Raw genomic sequence first — 21,303 nt, 5'->3', positions numbered from 1 at the left:
GAGGAAATTATTAATGGGTAAAGTACATGTTTTTGATCATCCACTTATTCAACATAAATTAAGTTACATTCGTGACGTGAATACAGGCACTAAAGAATTTAGAGAGCTTGTTGATGAAGTAGGTATGTTAATGGCATACGAAGTGACAAGAGATTTAGAGTTACAAGATGTTGAAATTGAGACGCCTGTAACTAAGATGATAGCTAAAAGACTTACAGGTAAAAAATTAGCTTTTGTACCAATTTTAAGAGCGGGCTTGGGCATGACACAAGGTATCTTAACGTTAGTACCTGCAGCAAGAATTGGTCATGTAGGCTTATACAGAGACCCAGAAACACTTGAAGCAGTAGAATATTTTGTTAAATTACCACAGGACATTGAAGAAAGAGAAATTGTTGTTGTTGATCCGATGTTAGCAACAGGTGCGTCAGCAATTGAAGCCATTACTTCATTGAAAAAACGTGGTGCTAAGCATATTCGCTTTATGTGTTTAATTGCAGCACCAGAAGGTGTGGAAAAATTACAAGAAGCTCATGCAGATGTTGATATTTTTATCGCAGCATTAGATGAGAAGCTTGATGATCATGCATATATTACACCAGGCTTAGGTGACGCGGGAGACCGTTTATTCGGTACAAAATAGTATTGCCTAGGAGTGTAGTACAATGAAAAAAATAATGACTGTATTCGGCACGAGACCTGAAGCTGTGAAAATGGCGCCGCTTGTGCAAGCATTAAAGCATGACTCAGCACTAGAACCAATTGTCGTCGTTACAGCTCAACATCGAGAAATGTTAGACTCTGTATTGAAAAGTTTTCATATTGTTCCAGACTATGATTTGAACGTGATGCAACAAGGGCAAACATTATCAGAAATTACAGCGCGTATATTGATACGACTGGATGATGTGATCAAGAAAGAACAACCAGATATGATTCTTGTTCATGGAGATACAACATCAACTTTTGCAGGTGGTTTGGCCGCATTATATAATCAAATTCCAATCGGACATGTTGAAGCTGGTTTACGAACATGGGATAAACACGCGCCTTTTCCAGAAGAAATGAACCGTCAAATGGTAGGTGTCATGGCGGATTTAAACTTTGCACCAACCAACAATGCAGCGCGCAATCTTATCGCTGAAAACAAGCCGGAAGCGACTGTCGTAGTTACTGGGAATACTGCGATTGATGCTATGAAAACAACGATACATGAACAGTATCATTCCGACATTATTGAGCGTCATAAGGATAAACGCATTATCTTATTAACTGCACATAGACGCGAGAATATTGGTGAACCAATGACACGTATTTTCAAAGCCATTAAACAAATCGTCGAAACAAATGAAGATGTCGTTATTGTTTATCCAGTGCATAAGAATCCAAAAGTCAGAGAAATTGCAGATGAATACTTATCGCAACACCCACGTATTGAATTGATTGAGCCGTTAGAAGTTGTAGATTTTCATAATTTTGCACATCAATCCTATTTGATACTTACCGATTCAGGTGGTGTTCAGGAAGAAGCACCTTCACTAGGAAAGCCGGTTCTCGTATTAAGAGATGCGACAGAAAGGCCTGAAGGTGTTGAAGCAGGCACACTTAAAGTGGTTGGTACTAATGAAAGTGATATTGTTCATGCTACGCAGCAATTACTCGATTCACGTAAGTTATATGAAACAATGAGTCACTCACGTAACCCGTATGGTGACGGTCATGCTTCAGTGAGGATTTGTGAGCATATCAAATATTATTTTCAATTAATAAGCAGTAAACCTGAAGCATTTAAATAATAGTGGGGAATTATGTGTCAATTTTGTGACATTTATGTAAAAAATTAAACTACATTTTGTATAGAATTGACACGTTAACTACCCTATATTATTATTAAAACTGTATGATTGAAATGGTTTTCATAATTGAAGGTATAAGATAAAGTGAGGCACAGTCATGGAACGTTTCAACATCATTTTTAACAGTTACATTAAGTATTATTGCGGTGGTATTTTTGTACTGTTAATTGTGTTTATTTTCACATGCTCACCATTTATTTTAGGCCTTATTGTAGGAACAATAGGATCGCTAATCAATACTTTTACTTTTGAATATTATTTATCAAAAGCTAAAGCGCATGACAATATACATATTTCAACGGGTAATATATGGAGATATTTGGTAGCGATACTTGCTTGTTGTATTTGGTTTCTATATAAGGGTGAAATAAATATTTTTGGTGTGGCCATTGGTTTGATGATTTCGTATGTCTTAATTATTTTCAGACCGTTTTTAAGCAAGAATTAAAATAAATTAATGAAAGAGGTGAGAATAAATGCAACATGATCATCCTCTAGTCAGTTGGAATGTATTTGGTATAGACATCGTATTTAACTTGTCATCAATTATGATGTTGGTTATTACAGCGATTATTGTTTTTGTCATAGCTATTATTTGTACACGCAACCTCAAAAAACGTCCAACTGGTAAGCAAAATTTTATAGAGTGGGTTTTTGATTTTGTAAGAGGTATTATTGAAAGTAACTTGGCTTGGTCCAAAGGTGGTCAATTCCATTTCTTAGCCGTTACTTTGATTCTGTTTTTATTTGTAAGTAATATGATAGGTTTGCCTTTTTCAATTATTTCAGGGCATACACTTTGGTGGAAATCACCTACAGCTGATGCAACTGTCACATTAACTTTATCTACATTAGTAATTCTGCTAACGCATTTTTACGGTGTTAAAATGAAAGGGACAAAAGGTTACTTCCAGAATTACACAAAACCAATTTTCTTATTACCTATTAATATATTTGAAGAGTTCACTTCAACACTAACATTGGGATTACGTCTTTACGGTAATATCTTTGCAGGTGAATTATTGCTTGGACTCTTAGCAGGATTAATTACAGGCGATTCTACAAGAGCCTGGGGTTGGATTATTGGATTGCCAGGTTTAGTTATTTGGCAAGGGTTCTCAGTATTTATAGGAACAATTCAAGCATATATCTTTATAGTGTTAACTATGGTTTATATGTCACACAAAGTGCAAGACAGTCATTAATTAAAATAATTTAAAAGAAAAATTAGGAGGATTTTATAAATGAATTTAATCGCAGCAGCAATCGCAATTGGTTTATCAGCTTTAGGTGCAGGTATTGGTAACGGTCTTATCGTTTCAAGAACAGTAGAAGGTGTTGCTCGTCAACCAGAAGCACGTGGACAATTAATGTCAATTATGTTTATCGGTATTGGTTTAGTTGAGGCATTACCTATTTTAGGTCTTGTTATTTCATTCATCGTAATGTTCATGTAATTTATATTTATAAAAAAGGCGAAGTCGCAACGACTTTCGCCGTTCGTTTTTATCAATAATGTCTTATGATTATAATGAATGAAAGGAGTGTCTATGTAAGTGACTGCTACGACAAATATGTTCGTACTTGGTGCAGCTGGAACAGGCGGTGTTCAGTGGGGGACAATAATTGTTACATTCATAACTTTTATCGTTCTATTAGCTTTATTGAAAAAGTTTGCTTGGGGACCATTAAAAGAAGTAATGGACCAACGTGAACGCGATATCAATAAAGATATTGATGATGCTGAACAAGCAAAACTAAATGCACAAAAGTTAGAAGAACAAAATAAACAAACACTAAAAGAAACACAAGAAGAGGTTCAAAAGATTTTAGAAGATTCTAAAGTTCAAGCACGTAAACAGCATGAAGAAATTATTCATGAAGCAAATATCAGAGCAAATGGAATGATTGAAACAGCTCAAAATGAAATCAATAGTGAGAAAGAGCGTGCCATTGCTGATATTAATAACCAAGTTTCAGAGCTTTCTGTATTAATTGCTTCTAAAGTATTGCAAAAAGAAATTTCAGATAAAGATCAAAAAGCATTAGTTGAAAAGTACATAAAAGAGGCAGGCGATAAATAATGGCTAAAGTTGCAAAAAAATATGCCAAAGCATTGTTTGATTCTGCCAAAGACGCCGGTAACCTCAATAACATGTATGAAGAATTTTCAACAATTAATGAAGCAGTTCAACCTGAAGTGAAAAAATTGCAAGAGTTAGATGCTGATCCTCAAAAAGATGTCGATCAACGTCGACGTTTTGTAACAATTGTATTTGGACATGCAAATCAATATTTACAAAACATGCTGACAATACTTGCAACTAATCGTCATTTAGGTTACATCCATAATATTTTTACTGAATTTGAAGCATTGTATAATCAATTTCATAATCAAGATTATGCTGTTATCGAATCTGTTTATGCATTATCAGATGATGAGCTCGCGAGTATTGATGAGATTATAAAAGCACGAACAAACCTTTCTAAAATTATGATTACGAACAAAATTAATCCTGAACTTATCGGTGGCATCAGAGTTAATGTTGGTACAAAAGTGATGGATGCAAGCATTAAAAATGATCTTGCGCAACTTGAAAAACAGTTTATTAGAGTGAAATAAAATTTGAAGGAGTGACATAGATGGCCATTAAAGCTGAAGAAATCAGTGCATTACTTCGCTCACAAATCGAAAATTATGAGTCGGAAATGGCAGTTACTGATGTAGGTACAGTACTACAAATTGGTGATGGCATTGCATTAATCCATGGATTAAATGATGTTATGGCTGGTGAGTTAATAGAATTCAAAAGCGGCGTTCTAGGCTTAGCACAAAACTTAGAAGAGTCAAATGTTGGTGTTGTTATATTAGGACCATACGCTGATATTAAAGAAGGGGACGAAGTAAAACGTACTGGACGTATTATGGAAGTTCCTGTAGGTAATGAACTTATTGGTCGTGTTGTTAATCCATTAGGACAACCTGTTGATGGGCAAGGACCTATTAATACTTCTAAAACAAGACCTGTTGAGAAAAAAGCGACTGGCGTTATGGATCGTAAGTCTGTAGATGAACCATTACAAACAGGTATTAAAGCAATCGATGCATTAGTACCAATTGGACGTGGACAACGTGAGTTAATCATTGGTGACCGTCAAACTGGTAAAACAACAGTTGCAATCGATACGATTTTAAACCAAGCTGATCAAGATACAATTTGTATATATGTTGCAATCGGTCAAAAAGATTCAACAGTGCGTGCCAATGTTGAAAAATTACGCCAAGAAGGTGCTTTAGATTATACAATTATTGTTTCAGCATCTGCGGCTGACCCAGCACCTATGCTATATATCGCACCTTATGCTGGTGTAGCAATGGCAGAGGAGTTTATGTTCGACGGTAAAGATGTATTAATTGTATATGATGATTTAACAAAACAAGCTGCGGCTTATCGTGAATTATCACTATTATTACGTAGACCACCAGGCCGTGAAGCATATCCAGGTGATGTATTCTACCTACATAGTAGATTATTAGAAAGAGCAGCGAAATTAAACGATGATCTTGGTGGAGGTTCAATTACTGCTTTACCAATTATTGAGACACAAGCAGGAGATATTGCTGCATATGTCCCAACAAACGTTATTTCAATTACTGATGGTCAAATTTTCTTACAATCAGACTTATTCTTCTCTGGTGTAAGACCAGCGATTAATGCAGGTCAATCAGTATCTCGTGTAGGCGGTTCTGCACAAATTAAAGCAATGAAAAAAGTTGCGGGTACGTTACGTTTAGATTTAGCATCATATCGTGAATTAGAATCATTCGCTCAGTTTGGTTCAGATTTAGATGAATTCACTGCACAAAAATTAGAACGTGGTAAACGTACGGTTGAAATCTTAAAACAAGATAAGAACAAACCACTACCTGTAGAAAACCAAGTGTTAATTATTTATGCTTTAACTAAAGGTTATTTAGACGATATTCCTGTTGAAGATATTACACGTTTTGAAGACGAATTAAATCAATGGGCAAAATCAAATGCAACTGAATTATTAAATGAAATTAAAACGACGGGTGCATTACCAAAAGATGATGCATTTGAGTCTGCAATTAATGAATTTAAGAAAAGTTTCAGCAAATCAGAAGCATAACCGATAAAGCTAAATAAAAGGTGGTGAGATAATGGGTTCTCTTAAAGAGATTGATACACGCATAAAATCAACCAAAAAAATGAAACAAATTACGAAGGCAATGAACATGGTATCAAGTTCAAAATTGCGTCGTGCAGAAAGCAATACGAAACAATTCAGACCATATATGGAAAAAATGCAAGATGCGATTACAGCAGTTGCAGGTGCTGATAAAAATTCACGTCATCCGATGTTGCAACAACGAGAAGTGAAGAAAAGTGCCTACCTTGTGATTACAAGTGATAAAGGTCTTGCGGGTGCATATAATGCCAATGTTTTAAAACATCTTATTAAAGATATTGAAGCAAAACATGCTAGTAAAGATGATTATACAATACTTGTATTAGGACAAACTGGTGTTGATTTCCTAAAAAATAAAGGTTATGAAATTCGTGACTCATTGGTTGAAGTTCCGGATCAACCTTCTTTTAAAGAAGTACAAGCCATAGCTAAAAAGGCAATTGATTTGTATAGTGAAGAAGTAGTTGATGAAGTTAAAATTTATTTTAGTCATTTCGTGAGTGTACTAGAAAACACACCTTCTACAAAAACTGTGCTTCCATTGTCTCCAGAAGACTCAAGTTTAGGTCATGGACAAATGTCTTCATATGAATTTGAACCTGACAAAGAAGCGATATTGAGTGTGATTTTACCTCAATATGTAGAGAGTTTAATTTATGGAACGATTTTAGATGCGAAAGCAAGTGAACATGCAACACGTATGACTGCAATGAAAAATGCATCAGATAATGCATCAGAAATTATTGATGATTTATCTATTCAATATAACAGAGCAAGACAAGCAGCAATCACACAACAAATTACTGAAATCGTCGGTGGTTCAGTAGCGCTTGAATAATCATTAAAGGAGGAAGTAAACATGGGATTAGGCCGTGTAACACAAGTTATGGGTCCAGTAATTGATGTTCGTTTTGAACACAATGAAGTTCCAGAAATTAACAATGCCTTAGTCGTTGATGTTGAAAGAGACGAAGGTACCGTATCGCTTACATTAGAAGTTGCTTTACAACTTGGCGATGACGTCGTTCGTACGATTGCAATGGATTCAACGGATGGTGTTAAACGTGGCACAGAAGTACGAGACAGTGGCAAGAGCATTAGTGTGCCAGTTGGTGACGTTACACTAGGACGTGTATTTAACGTGCTAGGTGATACGATTGATTTAGATGAAGAAATTGATCATTCTGTACAACGTGATCCAATTCATAGAGAAGCACCTGCGTTCGACCAATTATCAACTAAAGTTGAAATTTTAGAGACAGGTATTAAAGTTATCGACTTACTTGCACCATATATTAAAGGTGGTAAAATCGGTTTATTCGGTGGAGCCGGTGTAGGTAAAACTGTATTAATACAAGAATTAATTAATAATATTGCACAAGAACATGGTGGTATTTCAGTATTTGCCGGTGTCGGAGAACGTACACGTGAAGGTAATGATTTATACTATGAAATGAGCGATAGTGGTGTTATTAAGAAAACAGCAATGGTATTTGGTCAAATGAATGAGCCACCTGGTGCGCGTATGCGTGTTGCCTTGTCTGGTTTAACAATGGCTGAACACTTCCGTGATGTACAAGGGCAAGATGTTTTACTATTTATTGATAATATATTCAGATTCACGCAAGCAGGTTCAGAAGTTTCAGCACTATTAGGCCGTATGCCTTCAGCTGTTGGTTACCAACCTACACTTGCCACTGAAATGGGACAATTACAAGAACGTATTACATCAACAACAAAAGGTTCTGTAACGTCTATTCAAGCAGTATTCGTACCTGCCGATGACTACACTGACCCAGCACCAGCAGCAGTATTTGCGCATTTAGATGCAACAACTAACCTTGAACGTAAGTTAACAGAGATGGGTATTTACCCAGCCGTTGATCCATTAGCATCTACTTCAAGAGCATTAGATCCTGCTATTGTCGGTCAAGAACATTATGAAATAGCACGTGACGTACAATCTACATTACAAAAATATAGAGAACTACAAGACATTATTGCTATTTTAGGTATGGATGAATTATCTGAAGAAGATAAACAAACTGTTGAACGTGCACGTCGTATCCAGTTCTTCTTATCACAAAACTTCCACGTTGCTGAACAATTCACTGGTCAAAAAGGATCATATGTACCTGTTCAAAAAACTGTAGAAGGCTTCAAAGCTATTTTAGATGGCGAATATGATCATATTCCTGAAGATGCATTCCGTCTTGTAGGTAGTATGGAAGAAGTAGTCGCAAAAGCTAAAGATATGGGTGTTGAAGTTTAAAAATTAGGAGGTATGGATAATGAACACATTAAGCCTAAATATTGTCACTCCTAATGGTTCTGTTTACGACCGAGAAGATGTTAATCTTGCAGTCTTACAAACTACTGCTGGTGAGATTGGTGTTATGTATGGCCATATCCCAACCGTTGCAGCACTTGAAATTGGCTATGTCAAAATTAATTTTGATGGTGGTTCAGAATATATTGCAGTGAGTGAAGGTTTTGTTGAAGTCAGACAAGATAAATTATCGATTATTGTACAAACAGCAGAACCAGCAAGAGAAATAGATGTAGCTAGAGCAGAATTGGCGAAATCTAGAGCCGAATCTCATTTGAATAATGAAGAAGACAATAGCGACATTAATAGAGCGAAACGTGCTTTAGACAGAGCGAATAACCGTATCCGTGTTGCTAGTTTACAATAAAGAGTACAAAATGAAGTTTCCTTATAGGGAACTTCATTTTTTATTGCCAAGAAACAATTTAACAATTGTATTGCATTTTATAACATTACTGTTTATGACATTACTGTTTGTGACCATGATATGATGGTGAAATCACTTACATATAAATGATGCATATCTTATAAGAAAAAGGGAAATGCTAATGATAGAGATGATAACAATAATTTTCAAAATAGGATTGCTAAGTATCTTTTAAAACATAATTCGTGTAAAATAAATAGACAGTGTAAAATGAGGAGCATGATTTATGGAGTATTTAGGGCAATTTTCAATTGTACATCTGATGCTACATGTTATTTGTATTTGCATAGCATATTGGGCACTCAATGCAGTGAGATTAGATCAACTGTTTAAGAAAGGTTATCCAGTACATGTTCAAGTTTGTATGATATTCTTATCTATATTACTTGGAACTGCTGTTAGTAATTTCATAGTTGATTTGCTACAATTTTCAACGCAAATAAAATATTTAGCACAATAATTCAAATGCTTGTATATTTTTTTGGATTATAGATATAATAATTTACAAGTACATATAAAATGTAGGATTAAACTGAAATATATAAGTAGTTAAGTGGAGGATTTAAGATGGACATGATAGAAATTAAAGGTGGAAACAGATTAACTGGTGAGGTAAAAGTTTCAGGTGCAAAAAATGCAGTTTTACCAGTGTTAACTGCTTCGCTATTGGCATCAAAAGGTGTTAGTAAATTAATGAATGTACCAGCATTAAGCGATGTTGAAACAATTAATAATGTGATATCAACATTGAATGCGGACGTTTCTTACAATAAAGAAGAAGAGTCAGTAACTGTAGATGCGACAAAAGAATTAAATGAAGAAGCACCTTACGAATATGTGAGTAAAATGAGAGCAAGTATCCTTGTTATGGGTCCTTTATTGGCACGATTAGGTCATGCAAAAGTTGCTTTGCCTGGTGGGTGCGCTATAGGTTCTAGACCAATTGAACAACATATTAAAGGATTTGAAGAACTAGGCGCAGAAATTCATATGGATGGTGGATTTATTTATGCAAGTACTGCAAATGGTTTGAAAGGAACTACGATTCATTTAGACTTTCCAAGCGTAGGTGCCACTCAAAACATTATTATGGCTGCGTCACTAGCTGAAGGAAAAACTGTATTAGAAAATGTCGCAAGAGAACCTGAAATTGTTGATTTAGCAAATTATATCAACGAAATGGGTGGTAATATTTCTGGTGCTGGTACAGACACAATTATTATCCATGGTGTTGAAGCGCTACATGGCGTTGAACATGCTATCATTCCTGATAGAATCGAAGCTGGAACATTACTTATAGCCGGTGCAATTACACGTGGTGACATACTTGTTAATGGTGCAATAAAAGAACATATGACGAGTCTTGTATATAAATTGGAAGAAATGGGTGTTAATTTAGACTATCAAGATGATGCAATCCGTGTCAGCGTTGATGGTGAATTGAAACCAGTAGATGTGAAGACATTACCACATCCAGGATTCCCTACAGATATGCAATCACAAATGATGGCGTTATTACTTACAGCTGAAGGTCATAAAGTAGTTACAGAAACTGTATTTGAAAATAGATTTATGCATGTTGCAGAATTTAAACGTATGAACGCTAAAATTTCTGTTGAAGGCAGAAGTGCTAAAATCGAAGGTAAAAGCGAACTACAAGGTGCACAAGTGAAAGCAACTGACCTACGTGCAGCAGCAGCATTAATCTTAGCTGGTTTAGTAGCAGATGGAACAACGCAAGTTACTGAATTACAGCATTTAGATAGAGGATATGTTGATTTACATGGCAAACTTACTGGGTTAGGTGCAGATATTAAACGTAAACAAGGTTAATATATTAAATGACGATTATAAATTCAACATTAGAAGACTTGGAGGATTTAATTGATGGAAACAATTTTTGACTATAACGAGATTAAGGAAATTATACCGCATAGACAACCATTTTTATTAATTGATAGAGTGGTTGAATACGAAGCGGGTACACGATGTGTAGCAATTAAACAAGTTTCAGGGAATGAGCCATTTTTCCAGGGACATTTTCCAGAATATGCTGTAATGCCTGGTGTGTTAATAACTGAAGCACTTGCGCAAACTGGTGCAGTTGCAATATTAAATAGCGAAGGTAATCAAGGTAAGTTAGCTTTATTTGCTGGCATTGACAAATGTCGATTTAAAAAACAGGTTACACCTGGTGATACATTAATGTTAGAAGTTGAAATTACAAAAATGCGGGGCCCTATCGGTAAAGGTACTGCTAAAGCCACAGTTGATGGAGAAATTGCTTGTAGTTGTGAATTAACATTTGCAATCCAAGATAAATAAGAAAAACCTCAAGACTTATGTTTTTGACTAAACAGGTCTTGAGGTTTTTTAATTTAGTTTTTTTCATTCTTTTCATCTTTAAGTCGTGGTTTAGATTGCATCATACGGTTAAAGGATTTTTTCAAAGCTTCACCAGTTAAACCTTCATCAATCAGTTGTTCTAATAAACTCTCTGCATAAACTTGTCTAAGTGTATATATATGACATTCAAAAACAACTGAAATAGATTGTTCAAGACGGCTAATATTTTTAATCGTTGCATCAAATAGCGCTGGATCATTTGCTGGACGTGTAATAACAACACGAATATCTAATAAAGTTTCATCATCCATATATTGTTTCATCGTTTCGTAATGGTAATCGGAAATAACTATTTCAAGTAACCATCCTGTGCCACTATTCTCTTTATTAATTATGACACCATCTTCAATTTCATATTCAGTTACGCCACCACTATCTGATACGATTTGAAAGCGAACGGCTTTAAATGATTTCATCGTCTCACATCCATCTAATAAATTTAAATTCTACAGTATTTATAATTATATTATCATTATAACGTAATTTTAAACTTGAAAGGTGAATTTTATAGAATTTAGGTTCGGCTATCTTTTGAAAATTATAGAAATTGAATTTTGACGCAAAATTAAAATGTGCATAAAATGAAGTTATAAAGGAGGTGACATATGATCAACAACATTGTTATTGTAGGGCGACTAACAAAAGACCCTAAAATTTTTGAAAAGGAGGGAAATAAACGAGCAACATTCTGTGTAGCTGTTACGAGAAATTACAAAGATAAAGATCAAAATCCAATATGTGATTATCTGTTTTGTAAAGCATTTGGTAAAATGGCTAGTAATATTGAACAGTATGTTAACCAAGGTTCACTTGTCGGTATTACAGGTCAAATGCAATCACGTAAATATGAAAAAGAAGGGCAGACACATTTTGTATCAGAAATTAATATTGAAACCATTAAATTCATGTCTCCACGTAATAAACAAGAAAATAATATATCCTTTGAACCATTCCCTATAGAAGAAATTCCAGACACCCATGTCTCATTTAATGAAATCAACTTAAAAGAAAACGATTTATACGAACCTGTTTAATTCCCAACCTAAATCTACCCCTAAAACTAACAATCCAGTTTAATATACATTAAATCCTACTTTCAATTATACTTCTTCAGGCTATTCCTCTTATCATATCCCAGTTAAGAGGGGTAGCTTATAAATTATTTAAAATACATATAATAAATGAGTTAAAATGACAAAACTTAAAATTTTCAGCTGATGTTCTACTAAATATAACAATTAATATTCAGATGAATTATCTGATAAATTACATGAATATTACGAAGTTATAATTGTGTAAATCTTTTAAATTACTTTCATCATAGTCATGAAAGTAGCTATAACTAAGTTATCAAGATTACTTGTATGTAATTTCAATGTAAAAAAGAGCCTGCTATTTTTATTTTACTGTAACCTACTTAGTAATTGTGAATGTTATAGTGGTATTTGCAAATTAATCATAAATAAAACATTAACTACCTTATAGGAGGATTTTTTACAATGAAAAAAACAGTAGTAGCATCAACATTAGCAGTAGGATTAGGCGTAACAGGTTTCGCAGCAGGAAACTCAGCAGACGCTTCAGAACAAGGTATTGACAAAGCACAATTAGCACAACAAGCACAAACAAATCCAGAATCATTAAATGCAGCGCCAGTACAAGACGGTGCTTATAATATAAACTTTAACTATGAAGGTTTAAATTACAACTTTGAATCTAATGGTGAATATTGGACTTGGAGCTATGGTCAAGGATCAAACGCTTCAGCTCAACAAGTTGAACAACCACAACAAGCGCAACAAACTGAGCAAGCGCCAGTACAACAAGAAGCAGCTCCACAAACTGAAACAACACAACAACCACAACAAGAAGCAACTACACAAGCTTCTTCAAGCTCAAATGAATCAAGTGCAAGTGAAGGTTCATCAGTAAATGTTAACGCTCATTTACAAGCAATTGCACAACGTGAATCAGGTGGCGACCTTAAAGCTGTAAACCCATCATCAGGTGCAGCAGGTAAATATCAATTCTTACAAAGCACTTGGGATTCAGTAGCACCAGCAGAATATAAAGGTGTTTCTCCAACACAAGCTCCTGAAGCGGTACAAGACGCAGCAGCTGTAAAACTTTACAACACTGCAGGCGCTTCACAATGGATAACTGCATAAAATAAAATCGCAGAACAATAATTTGCGTTTATAATTAAAATATTGAGATGAACGTCTCTATTTAAATAAAAAACGGCAATTTCTATTGAAATAAAATAGAAGTTGTCGTTTTTTCATTAAAATCTTTAACTGTATTTTTATAAAAATTCTAGGGTAGGTACAATGCAATTATCCAACAAACTATCAAAGTTATAATTTTAAAAGTTCCGTTTGTTAAATAACTGAATGATTGAATCAATGCTGTTGTTTTGCAAACGCTTAATATCTTTGATATATTCTAATTAAATTAATATATTGAAATTCTACTAGGGGAGCCAATTGGCTGAGATGAATTTATTCAGACCCTTACGACCTGATTTGGTTAATGCCAACGTAGGAAAGTAGTTTTATTTTTGGCGAATTTAGATATTTTGCTATGAAAAAACTACGTTTCCTTCAGGGAACGTAGTTTTTTATGTATAGGAGGATTTTTGGATGTTATTTTCAGAACAGTTAAAGCAAGAAGCGCAACCTATTATTGACGAAATTTATAAAGACCCGTTTATACAAGGAATGTTACATGGTGATTTGTCTCATGATGCAACGAAATTTTATTTGAGAGCAGATGCTTCGTATCTCAAAGAATTTGCAAATATATATGCTTTATTAATACCGAAAATGAAACAGCTAAGCGACGTACAATTTTTAGTAGAACAAATTCAATTTATCGTAAATGGTGAAGTTGAAGCGCACGAGATTTTAGCTGACTATGTAGGGGAAATTTATGATGATATAGTTCAAGAAAAAGTATGGCCACCAAGTGGAGACCATTATATCAAGCATATGTACTATAATGCATATGCTAAAGAAAACGCGGCGTACACAATTGCTGCAATGGCTCCTTGCCCATATGTATATCAAGTCATTGCGCAACAAGCAATGAAGGATAATGATTTAAATAAAGATTCAATTTTAGCGAAATGGTTTGAATTTTACAATACTGAAATGAACGAATTAGTCGTTATATTTGATGCACTTATGAATCAATTAACAGAATATTGTACAGAATCAGAGAAGAATGAAATCAAACAGTGTTTCTTACAAAGTACAATACATGAACGTCGCTTCTTTAATATGGCGTTTAATGAAGAAACTTGGGAATTTGGAGGTGAGCATCATGAGTAAACCTAAAATTGCGTTGACTATTGCTGGTACAGATCCGACAGGTGGCGCAGGTGTTATGGCAGATTTAAAATCGTTCCATGCATGTGGTGTATACGGCATGGCAGCTATTACGAGTATCGTTGCTCAAAATACTAAAGGCGTACAACATATTCATAACTTAGAAACTGAGTGGTTATCTGAGCAATTAGCCAGTGTCTATGATGATGAATTGCCACAAGCATTAAAAACGGGAATGATAGCATCTAGAGAAATGATGCAACTTATTCAATCATATTTGAAACAATATCCTGAAATACCATATGTTATTGATCCAGTGATGTTGGCGAAAAGCGGTGATTCTTTAATGGATGATGATGCGAAAGCGGATTTACAACGTATCTTATTACCATATGCGACAGTTGCTACTCCAAATCTACCAGAAGCTGAAGAAATTACACAGTTGAAAATAGATAGTGAAGCAATGATTTATAAGGCTGGCCATATGTTTATAAATGACATTGGTAGTAAAGGTGTCGTTATTAAAGGTGGACATGCTGAGGATTCTGAATATGCAAAAGATTATCTATTTACCAAAGAAGGTGTGCATATCTTTAAAGAACCACGCTATGAAACAAAACATACACATGGTACGGGGTGTACATTTTCAGCAGTGATTACAGCGGAACTTGCAAAAGGCAAATCAATTTACGAAGCTGTTAAAAAAGCGAAACATTTTATTTCATTGAGTATCAAACATACGCCAGAAATAGGTATGGGTAGAGGTCCCGTAAATCATTTTGCATATATGAAGAAAGTAGGGTTAGATGATGAATAGATTAGATACTATAAGAGCACAACATCCATTGGTCATTTGTTATACAAATGATGTCGTAAAAAATTTTACTGCAAATGGACTATTGAGTTTAGGTGCAAGTCCTGCTATGAGCCAAGCGCCAGAAGAAGCAGAAGATATGTTGATTCCTGCGAATGCCTTGCTTATAAATATAGGAACTTTAACAAAAGATAGAGAAGCGGATATGTTGAAAATTGCTAAGACCGCTAATAAAGTAGGGACGCCTGTCGTGTTTGACCCAGTAGCAGTTGGTGCGTCACAATATCGGAAAGATTTTTGTAAAACATTTTTACAAGAAGTCAATGTTTCAGTGATTAAAGGGAATGCATCAGAAGTGTTAGCATTGGTAGATAATGAAGCTACAATGAAAGGGACAGACAGTGATCAAGATTTGGATGCTGTATCAATTGCTAAAAAAGCACATGAAGTGTTAAAGTGTGCCATTGTCATTACTGGCAAGATAGATGTCATCATACAAGATAACCAAATTTACAAACTATCAAATGGTTCGACATTTTTAGCGCAGATTACAGGTGCAGGATGCTTATTAGGTGCTATTGTTGCTAGCTTTATAGAAGACGATTTAAAAGTAGATATCGAAACTTTAATTCAGGCAGTTGCAATTTATAATATTGCAGCGGAAAAAGCAGAACAAATAGCAAACGACAAAGGACCAGGTTCATTTATGATTGCGTTATTAGATTGTCTTTCCCAAGTTTCTGAAACTGATTATTTAAATAATTGCAACAAACAAGAGGTGAAGTAATGTTTGATAAAAGTAGCCTGAAACTCTATTTTATTTGTGGCACACAAGATATTCCGGAAAACAAAACGATTATGGAAGTAGTTACAGAAGCATTAAAAAATGGCATAACGATGTTTCAATTTAGAGAAAAGGGGCTTAACGCATTAACTGGAGAAGCAAAGGTACAATTGGCACAACAATTATTGACTTTATGCCATGATTATCACGTACCATTCATTGTTAATGATGATGTTGCATTAGCGAAAGAAGTTGATGCGGATGGTATACATGTAGGGCAAGATGATAAAGATATCAATGCTTTTGCACATGACTTTAATGGTAAAATTATTGGTTTAAGTATTAGTAATATTGATGAATATGAAAAGTCGGATTTGACGCATGTAGATTATATAGGTGTTGGTCCGATGTATGCAACGACATCCAAAGATGATGCGAACCAACCCGTTGGACCAGAAATGATAATGAAATTAAGAAACTTAATTAGTGATTTTCCAATAGTTGCGATTGGCGGCATTAATATTGATAACACATCAGCAATTATGGAAGCAGGCGCAGATGGTATTTCTGTAATTTCAGCAATTACGAAGAGTGAATATATTGCTGATACTGTACAAAAATTCTTACAAAATATTGAATAACGCCCAAAAATCACTTTTTTTGTTTTCTACTTCACTTGGAATATGATAGAATGAATTCTATGTGAATATATCATTAGAGGTGGAAAAATGAAAAAGAAAGCGCTACTACCTTTATTATTAGGTGTAATGGTCTTCTTAGCAGGTTGTGACTATTCTAAAGCTGAAAATAGAGACGGATTTTTCTTTAATACGTTCTACGTACCAATGGATAATTTAATACATTGGTTGGGATCGAGTTTTAATAATGACTATGGCTTAGCAATTGTAGTACTTGTATTGGCAATACGTATTGTATTATTGCCGTTCATGTTATCTAATTATAAGAACAGTCATATGATGCGTGAAAAAATGAAAGTTGCTAAACCGGACATTGATGCAATTCAAGAAAAAGTTAAGCGTTCACGTACGCAAGAAGAGAAAATGGCAGCAAACTCAGAAATGATGGAAGTTTATAAAAAATATGATATGAACCCGATGAAGAGCATGTTAGGTTGTTTACCAATACTAATTCAAATGCCAATTATCATGGGACTATTCTTCGTATTGAAATATCCATCAAGTGGTGGTTTTACAGATCATCCTAATTTCCTTTGGTTTAACTTAGCTAAACCAGATATTTGGATTACAGTAATTGCGGGTATCTTATACTTCTTACAAGCTTATGTATCAAGTAAAAGTATGCCAACTGAACAACGTCAAATGGGTTATATGATGATGATTATTTCACCAATTATGATTGTGTGGATTTCATTTACTTCTGTTTCGGCGTTAGGACTTTACTGGTCAGTCAGTGCCGCATTCTTGATTGTACAAACTCAAATAGCGAATATGTATTATTCAAAACTTGCAGAAAGAGAAGTTGCACCTATGATTGAAGCGATGGAGAAGAAGAAAGCTGAAGCTTCAGGTAAAGGTAAAAATACTCAAGTTGTTTCTAAGAAAAGCAAGAAGAAATAACAACCATACGATTTGAATAAACAAAAAGCCCAATCCGATTAACTCGGATTGGGCTTTTTGCATAGCATTTAACCTTCAAAATACCATTCATCAAAAAATTGGTTAATATAGAGCTTCATAAATTGATGTCGCTGTTCAGCAAGTTGCTTAGCAGTAGTGGTATGCATTAAGTCTTTTAATTTGAATAATTTTTCATAAAAATGCTTAACTGCTGATGGGGACCAGTCATCGTAATTTGTAGTAGCATTATGATCAATGCGTTGTGAGTCATTTTCAACCCACATCGGTTCTCTAAAATGCCCAGCAAATTGAAATGTACGTGCAATGCCTATTGCGCCTATAGCATCTAATCTATCGGCATCTCTAACGATTTGTCCTTCAATTGACAGGTCAATGTTATTATTTTTACCATTGTTGTAGCTCATATATTGTATGATGTTAAGAATGTGTGCTTCTTGCTTTTCTGACAACGATAGTTTTTGTAAAAATTCCTTTAGGCGTTGAATAGCTTCGTCAACATTTGTGAGTTTGTGATCAACTGTGTCATGCAATAAACTTGCCAATTGTATAATTAATAAATCATGCACGTCTTCTTGTTCGGCGACATAAGTAGCTAGTTGTAAGACGCGATTAACATGTGCAACATCGTGTCCAGTCGCATCATTTTTATGAAAGTAATGCATATAATCATAAGCAAGTGATAATCTTTCATCATTATTCAAAGGGATCCACCTCATTTTTTAAAATTGTAAAATAATAGACCCACGTAACCGACTGTATGGTTACGTTAGGCCTAGAATCGCATTAAAGGATTGGAGATAATAATCTCGAAATACCTTCTTTAAATTTAACCCATAAACTACGTTGTGCATAAAGCTCAGTTGTTAAACGATAAGATACGTTAAGGTCTCTTTCGAATGTAGTTCTCAATTCTTTGGCAATATGTGTATCGTAGATAAATGCATTAATTTCAAAATTCAATGTAAAACTACGATGATCCATATTTGTAGTACCAACACTAGCGACTTCATCATCAATGACCATTGTTTTCGAGTGGAGGAATCCGTTATTATATTGAAAGATATTCACTCCAGCTTCTAATAAAGAGGCTACATTGTTATAAGTTGCCCAATAAACAAAAGGGTGATCTGGTTTATTGGGTATCATAATATTGACGTCAACACCACCTAGTGCTGCAATTTTCACAGCATCTAAAAAGGCTTGGTCAGGTATAAAATATGGTGATTGAATGTAAATCGAATGTTTTGCTGAAGAAATCATTTTTAAATAGCCATATTTGATTTGTTCCCATGTTTCATCAGGTCCACTTGATGCAATTTGGACACCAATTGTACCGCCAGAATCCACATCTGGAAAATAACGTTCAGCGTATTTTAAATTGTCACGTGTAGATTGAGAGTTCCAATCTATCATAAAACGTAATTGTAATGCATTTACCGCATCACCTCTAATTCGTAAGTGTGTGTCTCTCCAGTATCCGAACTTTTTCTTCAAGCCCAAATATTCATCGCCAACATTAAAGCCACCTACATAACCAATATGCCCATCAATGATGACTATTTTTCTGTGATTTCGATTATTCATACGCAAATTGATGAGTGGTAGTTTAGAAGGGAAAAATGCTTCGACATGGCCACCTTTTGCTCTAAATGACTTAAAGTCTTTAAGCGACAAACTTCTTGAACCCATATCATCGTATAGCATTTTGACTTCGATACCTTCATCTAATTTAGCTTCGAGTGCAGTTAAGATTCTTTTACCTAAAGTATCATTTCTAAAGATGTAGTATTGAATATGAATATAATCTTCAGCCTCATAAATGTCTTTAAGTAAACTATCAAACTTTTCTTTGCCGTCAGTGAAAATATTAATTTCATTATCGGTTGTTAAAAATGCTGCGTTATTATATAACAACATTTGAACCATATCTTTAAATTTTACTATTTGATGATTGCCTTTTGAAAAACCGTCATTTTTCAAGGCTTCTAGTTGTTCGTTAACAATCATTTCAATGCCTATTTTATCTTCTTCATCCAAAGAAAAAATATGATCACGTTGAATTTGTCTTCCTATAAAGAGATAGATAATAAATCCTAAGATAGGTATAAGTACTAGTACTAAGAGCCATGCCCATATTGAACCAGCTGAGCGACGTTCCATGAATATGATTGTAAACGCAAAGATTAGGTTTAATATAAACGCGCCTATCAATATAATATTAATGACGACGTTCGTGTAGTCGAATGAAATTGAAAAAATATCTATCATATTAAACCTCCATGCGAATCCATAATTAAAACATACTAAAGTCCTAACTATTGTAACATGGAAGATGCTTTTTATCACTTGACTAATACCTATAAGGGGTATATTATAAACACGAAATATTCAGGGGGGATAAAGTATGACTGAAACTCAAAAAGCACATCATTCAGAACAAATTAAATCGAACTTAAAATCGAGATTAAATAGAATAGAAGGACAAGTGAGAGCAATTAATCGCATGGTAGATGAAGATGTTTACTGTGATGATGTACTTACACAAATTAGAGCAACTAGATCTGCATTAAATAGTGTAGCAACCAAACTATTGGATCATCATATGAAAAGTTGTATTATGAATAAAGTCGAGCAAGGACAAGAAGAAGAAGCGATGGAAGAGTTATTAGTAACATTTCAAAAATTAATGAAAGACTAAGGAAGGTGTCAGTTATGAAATCAGAAATCATTTATATAGCTGGACTAGATTCAGAAACTCAAAAAGAACAAATTGAACAACAGCTACTTACATTTTATGGGGTAAATGAAGTAATAGTTGATATCACGCAAAGCCAAATAAAAATTAAATTTGAAACACCGGCGAGTTTAAATAATTTAGAGAAAGAAGTTTATGATCTTGGCTATGAAATTCTGTATAAGCCATAATGTATTTTACAAAGTAATGAATTATTAATCGGTATATAGCAAAATAAAAGTACAGTGAAAGAACCTATTTGATTTAATTGTTAAAATAATTTAAAAGTTTTGAATATAATGTAGTATTTTGCTAATAAATGGGGTAAGATGTAATAGAAGCTAGTAGTTAGGGGTGATGATATGAGTAAGGATAACGAAAAGATTCAAAACGTAGTTAAACTATTATCATCATTAGGGGTAAACATAAAGAAAACCAAATCAAGATTAGAAGTTATGCATACTTTACCAACAAATGTAAAAACCGCTAACGAGTTGAAATAGTCAAGTTACCCAATCAAGTGATTAGAGTCATAGATTCTAGTCGCTTTTTTATGTGGCTCTTTGTCAATAACGGTTGGTCTATAAAAAATGAATATATTTGATGCATCAAGCAACTTTTGAATATTGCTTGATGTGTTTTTTATGTTCAGAGACAAATAATCTAGAAATTATAAGTATTCTATTTCTAAAATTAATAAAATTGCGATAGCCGTAGGCATTTCTCTTTATTAATTTGATTTTATTAATGATTCCTTCAATTGGACCGTTAGTTAATTTTGGATGCTGCA

At 34.2% G+C, this 21,303-nt stretch carries 28 protein-coding genes and 1 riboswitch; of the genes, 24 read left to right on the top strand and 4 right to left on the bottom strand.

What is annotated here, in order from left to right; translation table 11 throughout:
• Nucleotides 1–13 precede the first annotated feature (13 nt).
• From upp to fabZ, 14 genes are all read left to right on the top strand, one after another.
• Nucleotides 14–643: a uracil phosphoribosyltransferase gene (upp, locus tag BJS11_RS12405; protein ID WP_069996404.1), complete on the top strand. Its 630-nt coding sequence runs from the start codon at nt 14–16 to the stop codon at nt 641–643.
• A 22-nt stretch (nt 644–665) separates the two neighbouring features.
• Nucleotides 666–1,796: a non-hydrolyzing UDP-N-acetylglucosamine 2-epimerase gene (gene wecB, locus BJS11_RS12400; RefSeq protein WP_069996405.1), complete on the top strand. Its 1,131-nt coding sequence runs from the start codon at nt 666–668 to the stop codon at nt 1,794–1,796.
• Nucleotides 1,797–1,953: 157 nt separating this feature from the next.
• Nucleotides 1,954–2,304, top strand: a complete 351-nt coding sequence (locus BJS11_RS12395; RefSeq protein ID WP_069996406.1) for an ATP synthase subunit I — start codon at nt 1,954–1,956, stop codon at nt 2,302–2,304.
• A 28-nt stretch (nt 2,305–2,332) separates the two neighbouring features.
• Nucleotides 2,333–3,061, top strand: a complete 729-nt coding sequence (gene atpB / locus BJS11_RS12390) for a F0F1 ATP synthase subunit A (RefSeq protein WP_069996407.1) — start codon at nt 2,333–2,335, stop codon at nt 3,059–3,061.
• 39 nt (nt 3,062–3,100) lie between these two features.
• Nucleotides 3,101–3,313, top strand: coding sequence for a F0F1 ATP synthase subunit C (atpE, locus tag BJS11_RS12385; RefSeq protein WP_002510315.1), 213 nt, complete (start codon nt 3,101–3,103; stop codon nt 3,311–3,313).
• Between the two features lie 99 nt (nt 3,314–3,412).
• Entirely contained in the window at nt 3,413–3,940 is a 528-nt protein-coding gene (locus tag BJS11_RS12380) for a F0F1 ATP synthase subunit B (protein ID WP_069996408.1), read from the top strand.
• On the top strand, nt 3,940–4,479 hold the full coding sequence (locus tag BJS11_RS12375; protein WP_069996409.1) for a F0F1 ATP synthase subunit delta: 540 nt from the start codon (nt 3,940–3,942) through the stop codon (nt 4,477–4,479). Before BJS11_RS12380 ends, BJS11_RS12375 begins: the two co-directional genes overlap by 1 nt.
• A 20-nt stretch (nt 4,480–4,499) precedes the next feature.
• Nucleotides 4,500–6,011 (top strand): F0F1 ATP synthase subunit alpha, encoded by a 1,512-nt coding sequence (atpA, locus tag BJS11_RS12370; protein ID WP_069996410.1) that lies wholly within the window; start codon nt 4,500–4,502, stop codon nt 6,009–6,011.
• 31 nt (nt 6,012–6,042) lie between these two features.
• Entirely contained in the window at nt 6,043–6,909 is an 867-nt protein-coding gene (atpG, locus tag BJS11_RS12365) for an ATP synthase F1 subunit gamma (protein ID WP_069996411.1), read from the top strand.
• 21 nt (nt 6,910–6,930) lie between these two features.
• Entirely contained in the window at nt 6,931–8,343 is a 1,413-nt protein-coding gene (gene atpD, locus BJS11_RS12360) for a F0F1 ATP synthase subunit beta (RefSeq protein WP_069996412.1), read from the top strand.
• Nucleotides 8,344–8,362: 19 nt separating this feature from the next.
• Complete coding sequence (locus tag BJS11_RS12355) at nt 8,363–8,767, top strand: F0F1 ATP synthase subunit epsilon (RefSeq protein ID WP_069996413.1); 405 nt, start codon at nt 8,363–8,365, stop codon at nt 8,765–8,767.
• Nucleotides 8,768–9,053: 286 nt separating this feature from the next.
• On the top strand, nt 9,054–9,287 hold the full coding sequence (locus tag BJS11_RS12350) for a DUF1146 family protein (protein ID WP_069996414.1): 234 nt from the start codon (nt 9,054–9,056) through the stop codon (nt 9,285–9,287).
• Nucleotides 9,288–9,394: 107 nt separating this feature from the next.
• Complete coding sequence (gene murA / locus BJS11_RS12345) at nt 9,395–10,660, top strand: UDP-N-acetylglucosamine 1-carboxyvinyltransferase (RefSeq protein WP_069996415.1); 1,266 nt, start codon at nt 9,395–9,397, stop codon at nt 10,658–10,660.
• A gap of 54 nt (nt 10,661–10,714) precedes the next feature.
• On the top strand, nt 10,715–11,152 hold the full coding sequence (fabZ, locus tag BJS11_RS12340) for a 3-hydroxyacyl-ACP dehydratase FabZ (RefSeq protein WP_069996416.1): 438 nt from the start codon (nt 10,715–10,717) through the stop codon (nt 11,150–11,152).
• 53 nt (nt 11,153–11,205) lie between these two features.
• Here fabZ and BJS11_RS12335 read toward each other — a convergent pair whose 3' ends face one another.
• Nucleotides 11,206–11,649: a YwpF-like family protein gene (locus BJS11_RS12335; RefSeq protein ID WP_069996417.1), complete on the bottom strand. Its 444-nt coding sequence runs from the start codon at nt 11,647–11,649 to the stop codon at nt 11,206–11,208.
• A 189-nt stretch (nt 11,650–11,838) separates the two neighbouring features.
• On the opposite strand from BJS11_RS12335, the gene BJS11_RS12330 reads away from it, so the two are divergent.
• The 7 genes from BJS11_RS12330 to yidC all read left to right on the top strand — a co-directional run bounded on the left by BJS11_RS12330 (nt 11,839) and on the right by yidC (nt 17,758).
• A complete protein-coding gene (locus tag BJS11_RS12330) occupies nt 11,839–12,267 on the top strand; it encodes a single-stranded DNA-binding protein (RefSeq protein ID WP_069996418.1) in 429 nt (142 codons plus the stop codon).
• Between the two features lie 465 nt (nt 12,268–12,732).
• Nucleotides 12,733–13,401 (top strand): transglycosylase family protein, encoded by a 669-nt coding sequence (locus BJS11_RS12325; protein ID WP_069996419.1) that lies wholly within the window; start codon nt 12,733–12,735, stop codon nt 13,399–13,401.
• 297 nt (nt 13,402–13,698) lie between these two features.
• A riboswitch (TPP riboswitch) is annotated at nt 13,699–13,797 on the top strand.
• A 78-nt stretch (nt 13,798–13,875) separates the two neighbouring features.
• Nucleotides 13,876–14,565, top strand: coding sequence for a thiaminase II (tenA, locus tag BJS11_RS12320; RefSeq protein WP_069996420.1), 690 nt, complete (start codon nt 13,876–13,878; stop codon nt 14,563–14,565).
• On the top strand, nt 14,558–15,379 hold the full coding sequence (thiD, locus tag BJS11_RS12315) for a bifunctional hydroxymethylpyrimidine kinase/phosphomethylpyrimidine kinase (protein WP_069996421.1): 822 nt from the start codon (nt 14,558–14,560) through the stop codon (nt 15,377–15,379). Before tenA ends, thiD begins: the two co-directional genes overlap by 8 nt.
• Nucleotides 15,372–16,163: a hydroxyethylthiazole kinase gene (thiM, locus tag BJS11_RS12310; protein WP_069996422.1), complete on the top strand. Its 792-nt coding sequence runs from the start codon at nt 15,372–15,374 to the stop codon at nt 16,161–16,163. Before thiD ends, thiM begins: the two co-directional genes overlap by 8 nt.
• A complete protein-coding gene (gene thiE / locus BJS11_RS12305) occupies nt 16,163–16,801 on the top strand; it encodes a thiamine phosphate synthase (RefSeq protein WP_069996423.1) in 639 nt (212 codons plus the stop codon). The genes thiM and thiE overlap by 1 nt, the downstream gene beginning before the upstream one ends.
• An 87-nt stretch (nt 16,802–16,888) precedes the next feature.
• Nucleotides 16,889–17,758 (top strand): membrane protein insertase YidC, encoded by an 870-nt coding sequence (yidC, locus tag BJS11_RS12300; RefSeq protein ID WP_069996424.1) that lies wholly within the window; start codon nt 16,889–16,891, stop codon nt 17,756–17,758.
• Nucleotides 17,759–17,826: 68 nt separating this feature from the next.
• Here yidC and BJS11_RS12295 read toward each other — a convergent pair whose 3' ends face one another.
• Complete coding sequence (locus tag BJS11_RS12295; RefSeq protein ID WP_069996425.1) at nt 17,827–18,480, bottom strand: HD domain-containing protein; 654 nt, start codon at nt 18,478–18,480, stop codon at nt 17,827–17,829.
• 82 nt (nt 18,481–18,562) lie between these two features.
• Complete coding sequence (gene cls / locus BJS11_RS12290; RefSeq protein WP_070014101.1) at nt 18,563–20,047, bottom strand: cardiolipin synthase; 1,485 nt, start codon at nt 20,045–20,047, stop codon at nt 18,563–18,565.
• Between the two features lie 136 nt (nt 20,048–20,183).
• On the opposite strand from cls, the gene csoR reads away from it, so the two are divergent.
• The 3 genes from csoR to BJS11_RS13665 all read left to right on the top strand — a co-directional run bounded on the left by csoR (nt 20,184) and on the right by BJS11_RS13665 (nt 21,016).
• Nucleotides 20,184–20,477, top strand: coding sequence for a copper-sensing transcriptional repressor CsoR (gene csoR, locus BJS11_RS12285; RefSeq protein WP_069996426.1), 294 nt, complete (start codon nt 20,184–20,186; stop codon nt 20,475–20,477).
• Nucleotides 20,478–20,491: 14 nt separating this feature from the next.
• The gene (gene csoZ, locus BJS11_RS12280) at nt 20,492–20,704 is read left to right on the top strand and encodes a putative copper chaperone CsoZ (protein WP_069996427.1); all 213 of its coding nucleotides are present in this window, start codon (nt 20,492–20,494) and stop codon (nt 20,702–20,704) included.
• A gap of 171 nt (nt 20,705–20,875) precedes the next feature.
• The gene (locus tag BJS11_RS13665; RefSeq protein ID WP_142351597.1) at nt 20,876–21,016 is read left to right on the top strand and encodes an Lmo0850 family protein; all 141 of its coding nucleotides are present in this window, start codon (nt 20,876–20,878) and stop codon (nt 21,014–21,016) included.
• 105 nt (nt 21,017–21,121) lie between these two features.
• Here BJS11_RS13665 and BJS11_RS12275 read toward each other — a convergent pair.
• Nucleotides 21,122–21,303, bottom strand: a 182-nt coding sequence (locus tag BJS11_RS12275; protein ID WP_142351598.1) for a transposase, incomplete at its 5' end; no start/stop codon positions are given.

This window comes from Staphylococcus caeli (assembly GCF_900097965.1).
Lineage (GTDB): Bacteria > Bacillota > Bacilli > Staphylococcales > Staphylococcaceae > Staphylococcus > Staphylococcus caeli.
Note: the sequence above shows the minus strand (reverse complement) of the source record. Positions and strands in the feature narration are given on the sequence as shown.

Excerpts from the sequence above, each read along its gene's own strand:
- upp (WP_069996404.1), top strand. The coding sequence starts at position 14 with ATGGGTAAAGTACATGTTTTTGATCATCCACTTATTCAACATAAATTA.
- wecB (WP_069996405.1), top strand. The coding sequence starts at position 666 with ATGAAAAAAATAATGACTGTATTCGGCACGAGACCTGAAGCTGTGAAA.
- BJS11_RS12395 (WP_069996406.1), top strand. The coding sequence starts at position 1,954 with ATGGAACGTTTCAACATCATTTTTAACAGTTACATTAAGTATTATTGC.
- atpB (WP_069996407.1), top strand. The coding sequence starts at position 2,333 with ATGCAACATGATCATCCTCTAGTCAGTTGGAATGTATTTGGTATAGAC.
- atpE (WP_002510315.1), top strand. The coding sequence starts at position 3,101 with ATGAATTTAATCGCAGCAGCAATCGCAATTGGTTTATCAGCTTTAGGT.
- BJS11_RS12375 (WP_069996409.1), top strand. The coding sequence starts at position 3,940 with ATGGCTAAAGTTGCAAAAAAATATGCCAAAGCATTGTTTGATTCTGCC.
- atpA (WP_069996410.1), top strand. The coding sequence starts at position 4,500 with ATGGCCATTAAAGCTGAAGAAATCAGTGCATTACTTCGCTCACAAATC.
- atpG (WP_069996411.1), top strand. The coding sequence starts at position 6,043 with ATGGGTTCTCTTAAAGAGATTGATACACGCATAAAATCAACCAAAAAA.
- atpD (WP_069996412.1), top strand. The coding sequence starts at position 6,931 with ATGGGATTAGGCCGTGTAACACAAGTTATGGGTCCAGTAATTGATGTT.
- BJS11_RS12355 (WP_069996413.1), top strand. The coding sequence starts at position 8,363 with ATGAACACATTAAGCCTAAATATTGTCACTCCTAATGGTTCTGTTTAC.
- BJS11_RS12350 (WP_069996414.1), top strand. The coding sequence starts at position 9,054 with ATGGAGTATTTAGGGCAATTTTCAATTGTACATCTGATGCTACATGTT.
- murA (WP_069996415.1), top strand. The coding sequence starts at position 9,395 with ATGGACATGATAGAAATTAAAGGTGGAAACAGATTAACTGGTGAGGTA.
- fabZ (WP_069996416.1), top strand. The coding sequence starts at position 10,715 with ATGGAAACAATTTTTGACTATAACGAGATTAAGGAAATTATACCGCAT.
- BJS11_RS12335 (WP_069996417.1), bottom strand. The coding sequence starts at position 11,649 with ATGAAATCATTTAAAGCCGTTCGCTTTCAAATCGTATCAGATAGTGGT.
- BJS11_RS12330 (WP_069996418.1), top strand. The coding sequence starts at position 11,839 with ATGATCAACAACATTGTTATTGTAGGGCGACTAACAAAAGACCCTAAA.
- BJS11_RS12325 (WP_069996419.1), top strand. The coding sequence starts at position 12,733 with ATGAAAAAAACAGTAGTAGCATCAACATTAGCAGTAGGATTAGGCGTA.
- tenA (WP_069996420.1), top strand. The coding sequence starts at position 13,876 with ATGTTATTTTCAGAACAGTTAAAGCAAGAAGCGCAACCTATTATTGAC.
- thiD (WP_069996421.1), top strand. The coding sequence starts at position 14,558 with ATGAGTAAACCTAAAATTGCGTTGACTATTGCTGGTACAGATCCGACA.
- thiM (WP_069996422.1), top strand. The coding sequence starts at position 15,372 with ATGAATAGATTAGATACTATAAGAGCACAACATCCATTGGTCATTTGT.
- thiE (WP_069996423.1), top strand. The coding sequence starts at position 16,163 with ATGTTTGATAAAAGTAGCCTGAAACTCTATTTTATTTGTGGCACACAA.
- yidC (WP_069996424.1), top strand. The coding sequence starts at position 16,889 with ATGAAAAAGAAAGCGCTACTACCTTTATTATTAGGTGTAATGGTCTTC.
- cls (WP_070014101.1), bottom strand. The coding sequence starts at position 20,047 with ATGATAGATATTTTTTCAATTTCATTCGACTACACGAACGTCGTCATT.
- csoR (WP_069996426.1), top strand. The coding sequence starts at position 20,184 with ATGACTGAAACTCAAAAAGCACATCATTCAGAACAAATTAAATCGAAC.
- csoZ (WP_069996427.1), top strand. The coding sequence starts at position 20,492 with ATGAAATCAGAAATCATTTATATAGCTGGACTAGATTCAGAAACTCAA.
- BJS11_RS13665 (WP_142351597.1), top strand. The coding sequence starts at position 20,876 with ATGAGTAAGGATAACGAAAAGATTCAAAACGTAGTTAAACTATTATCA.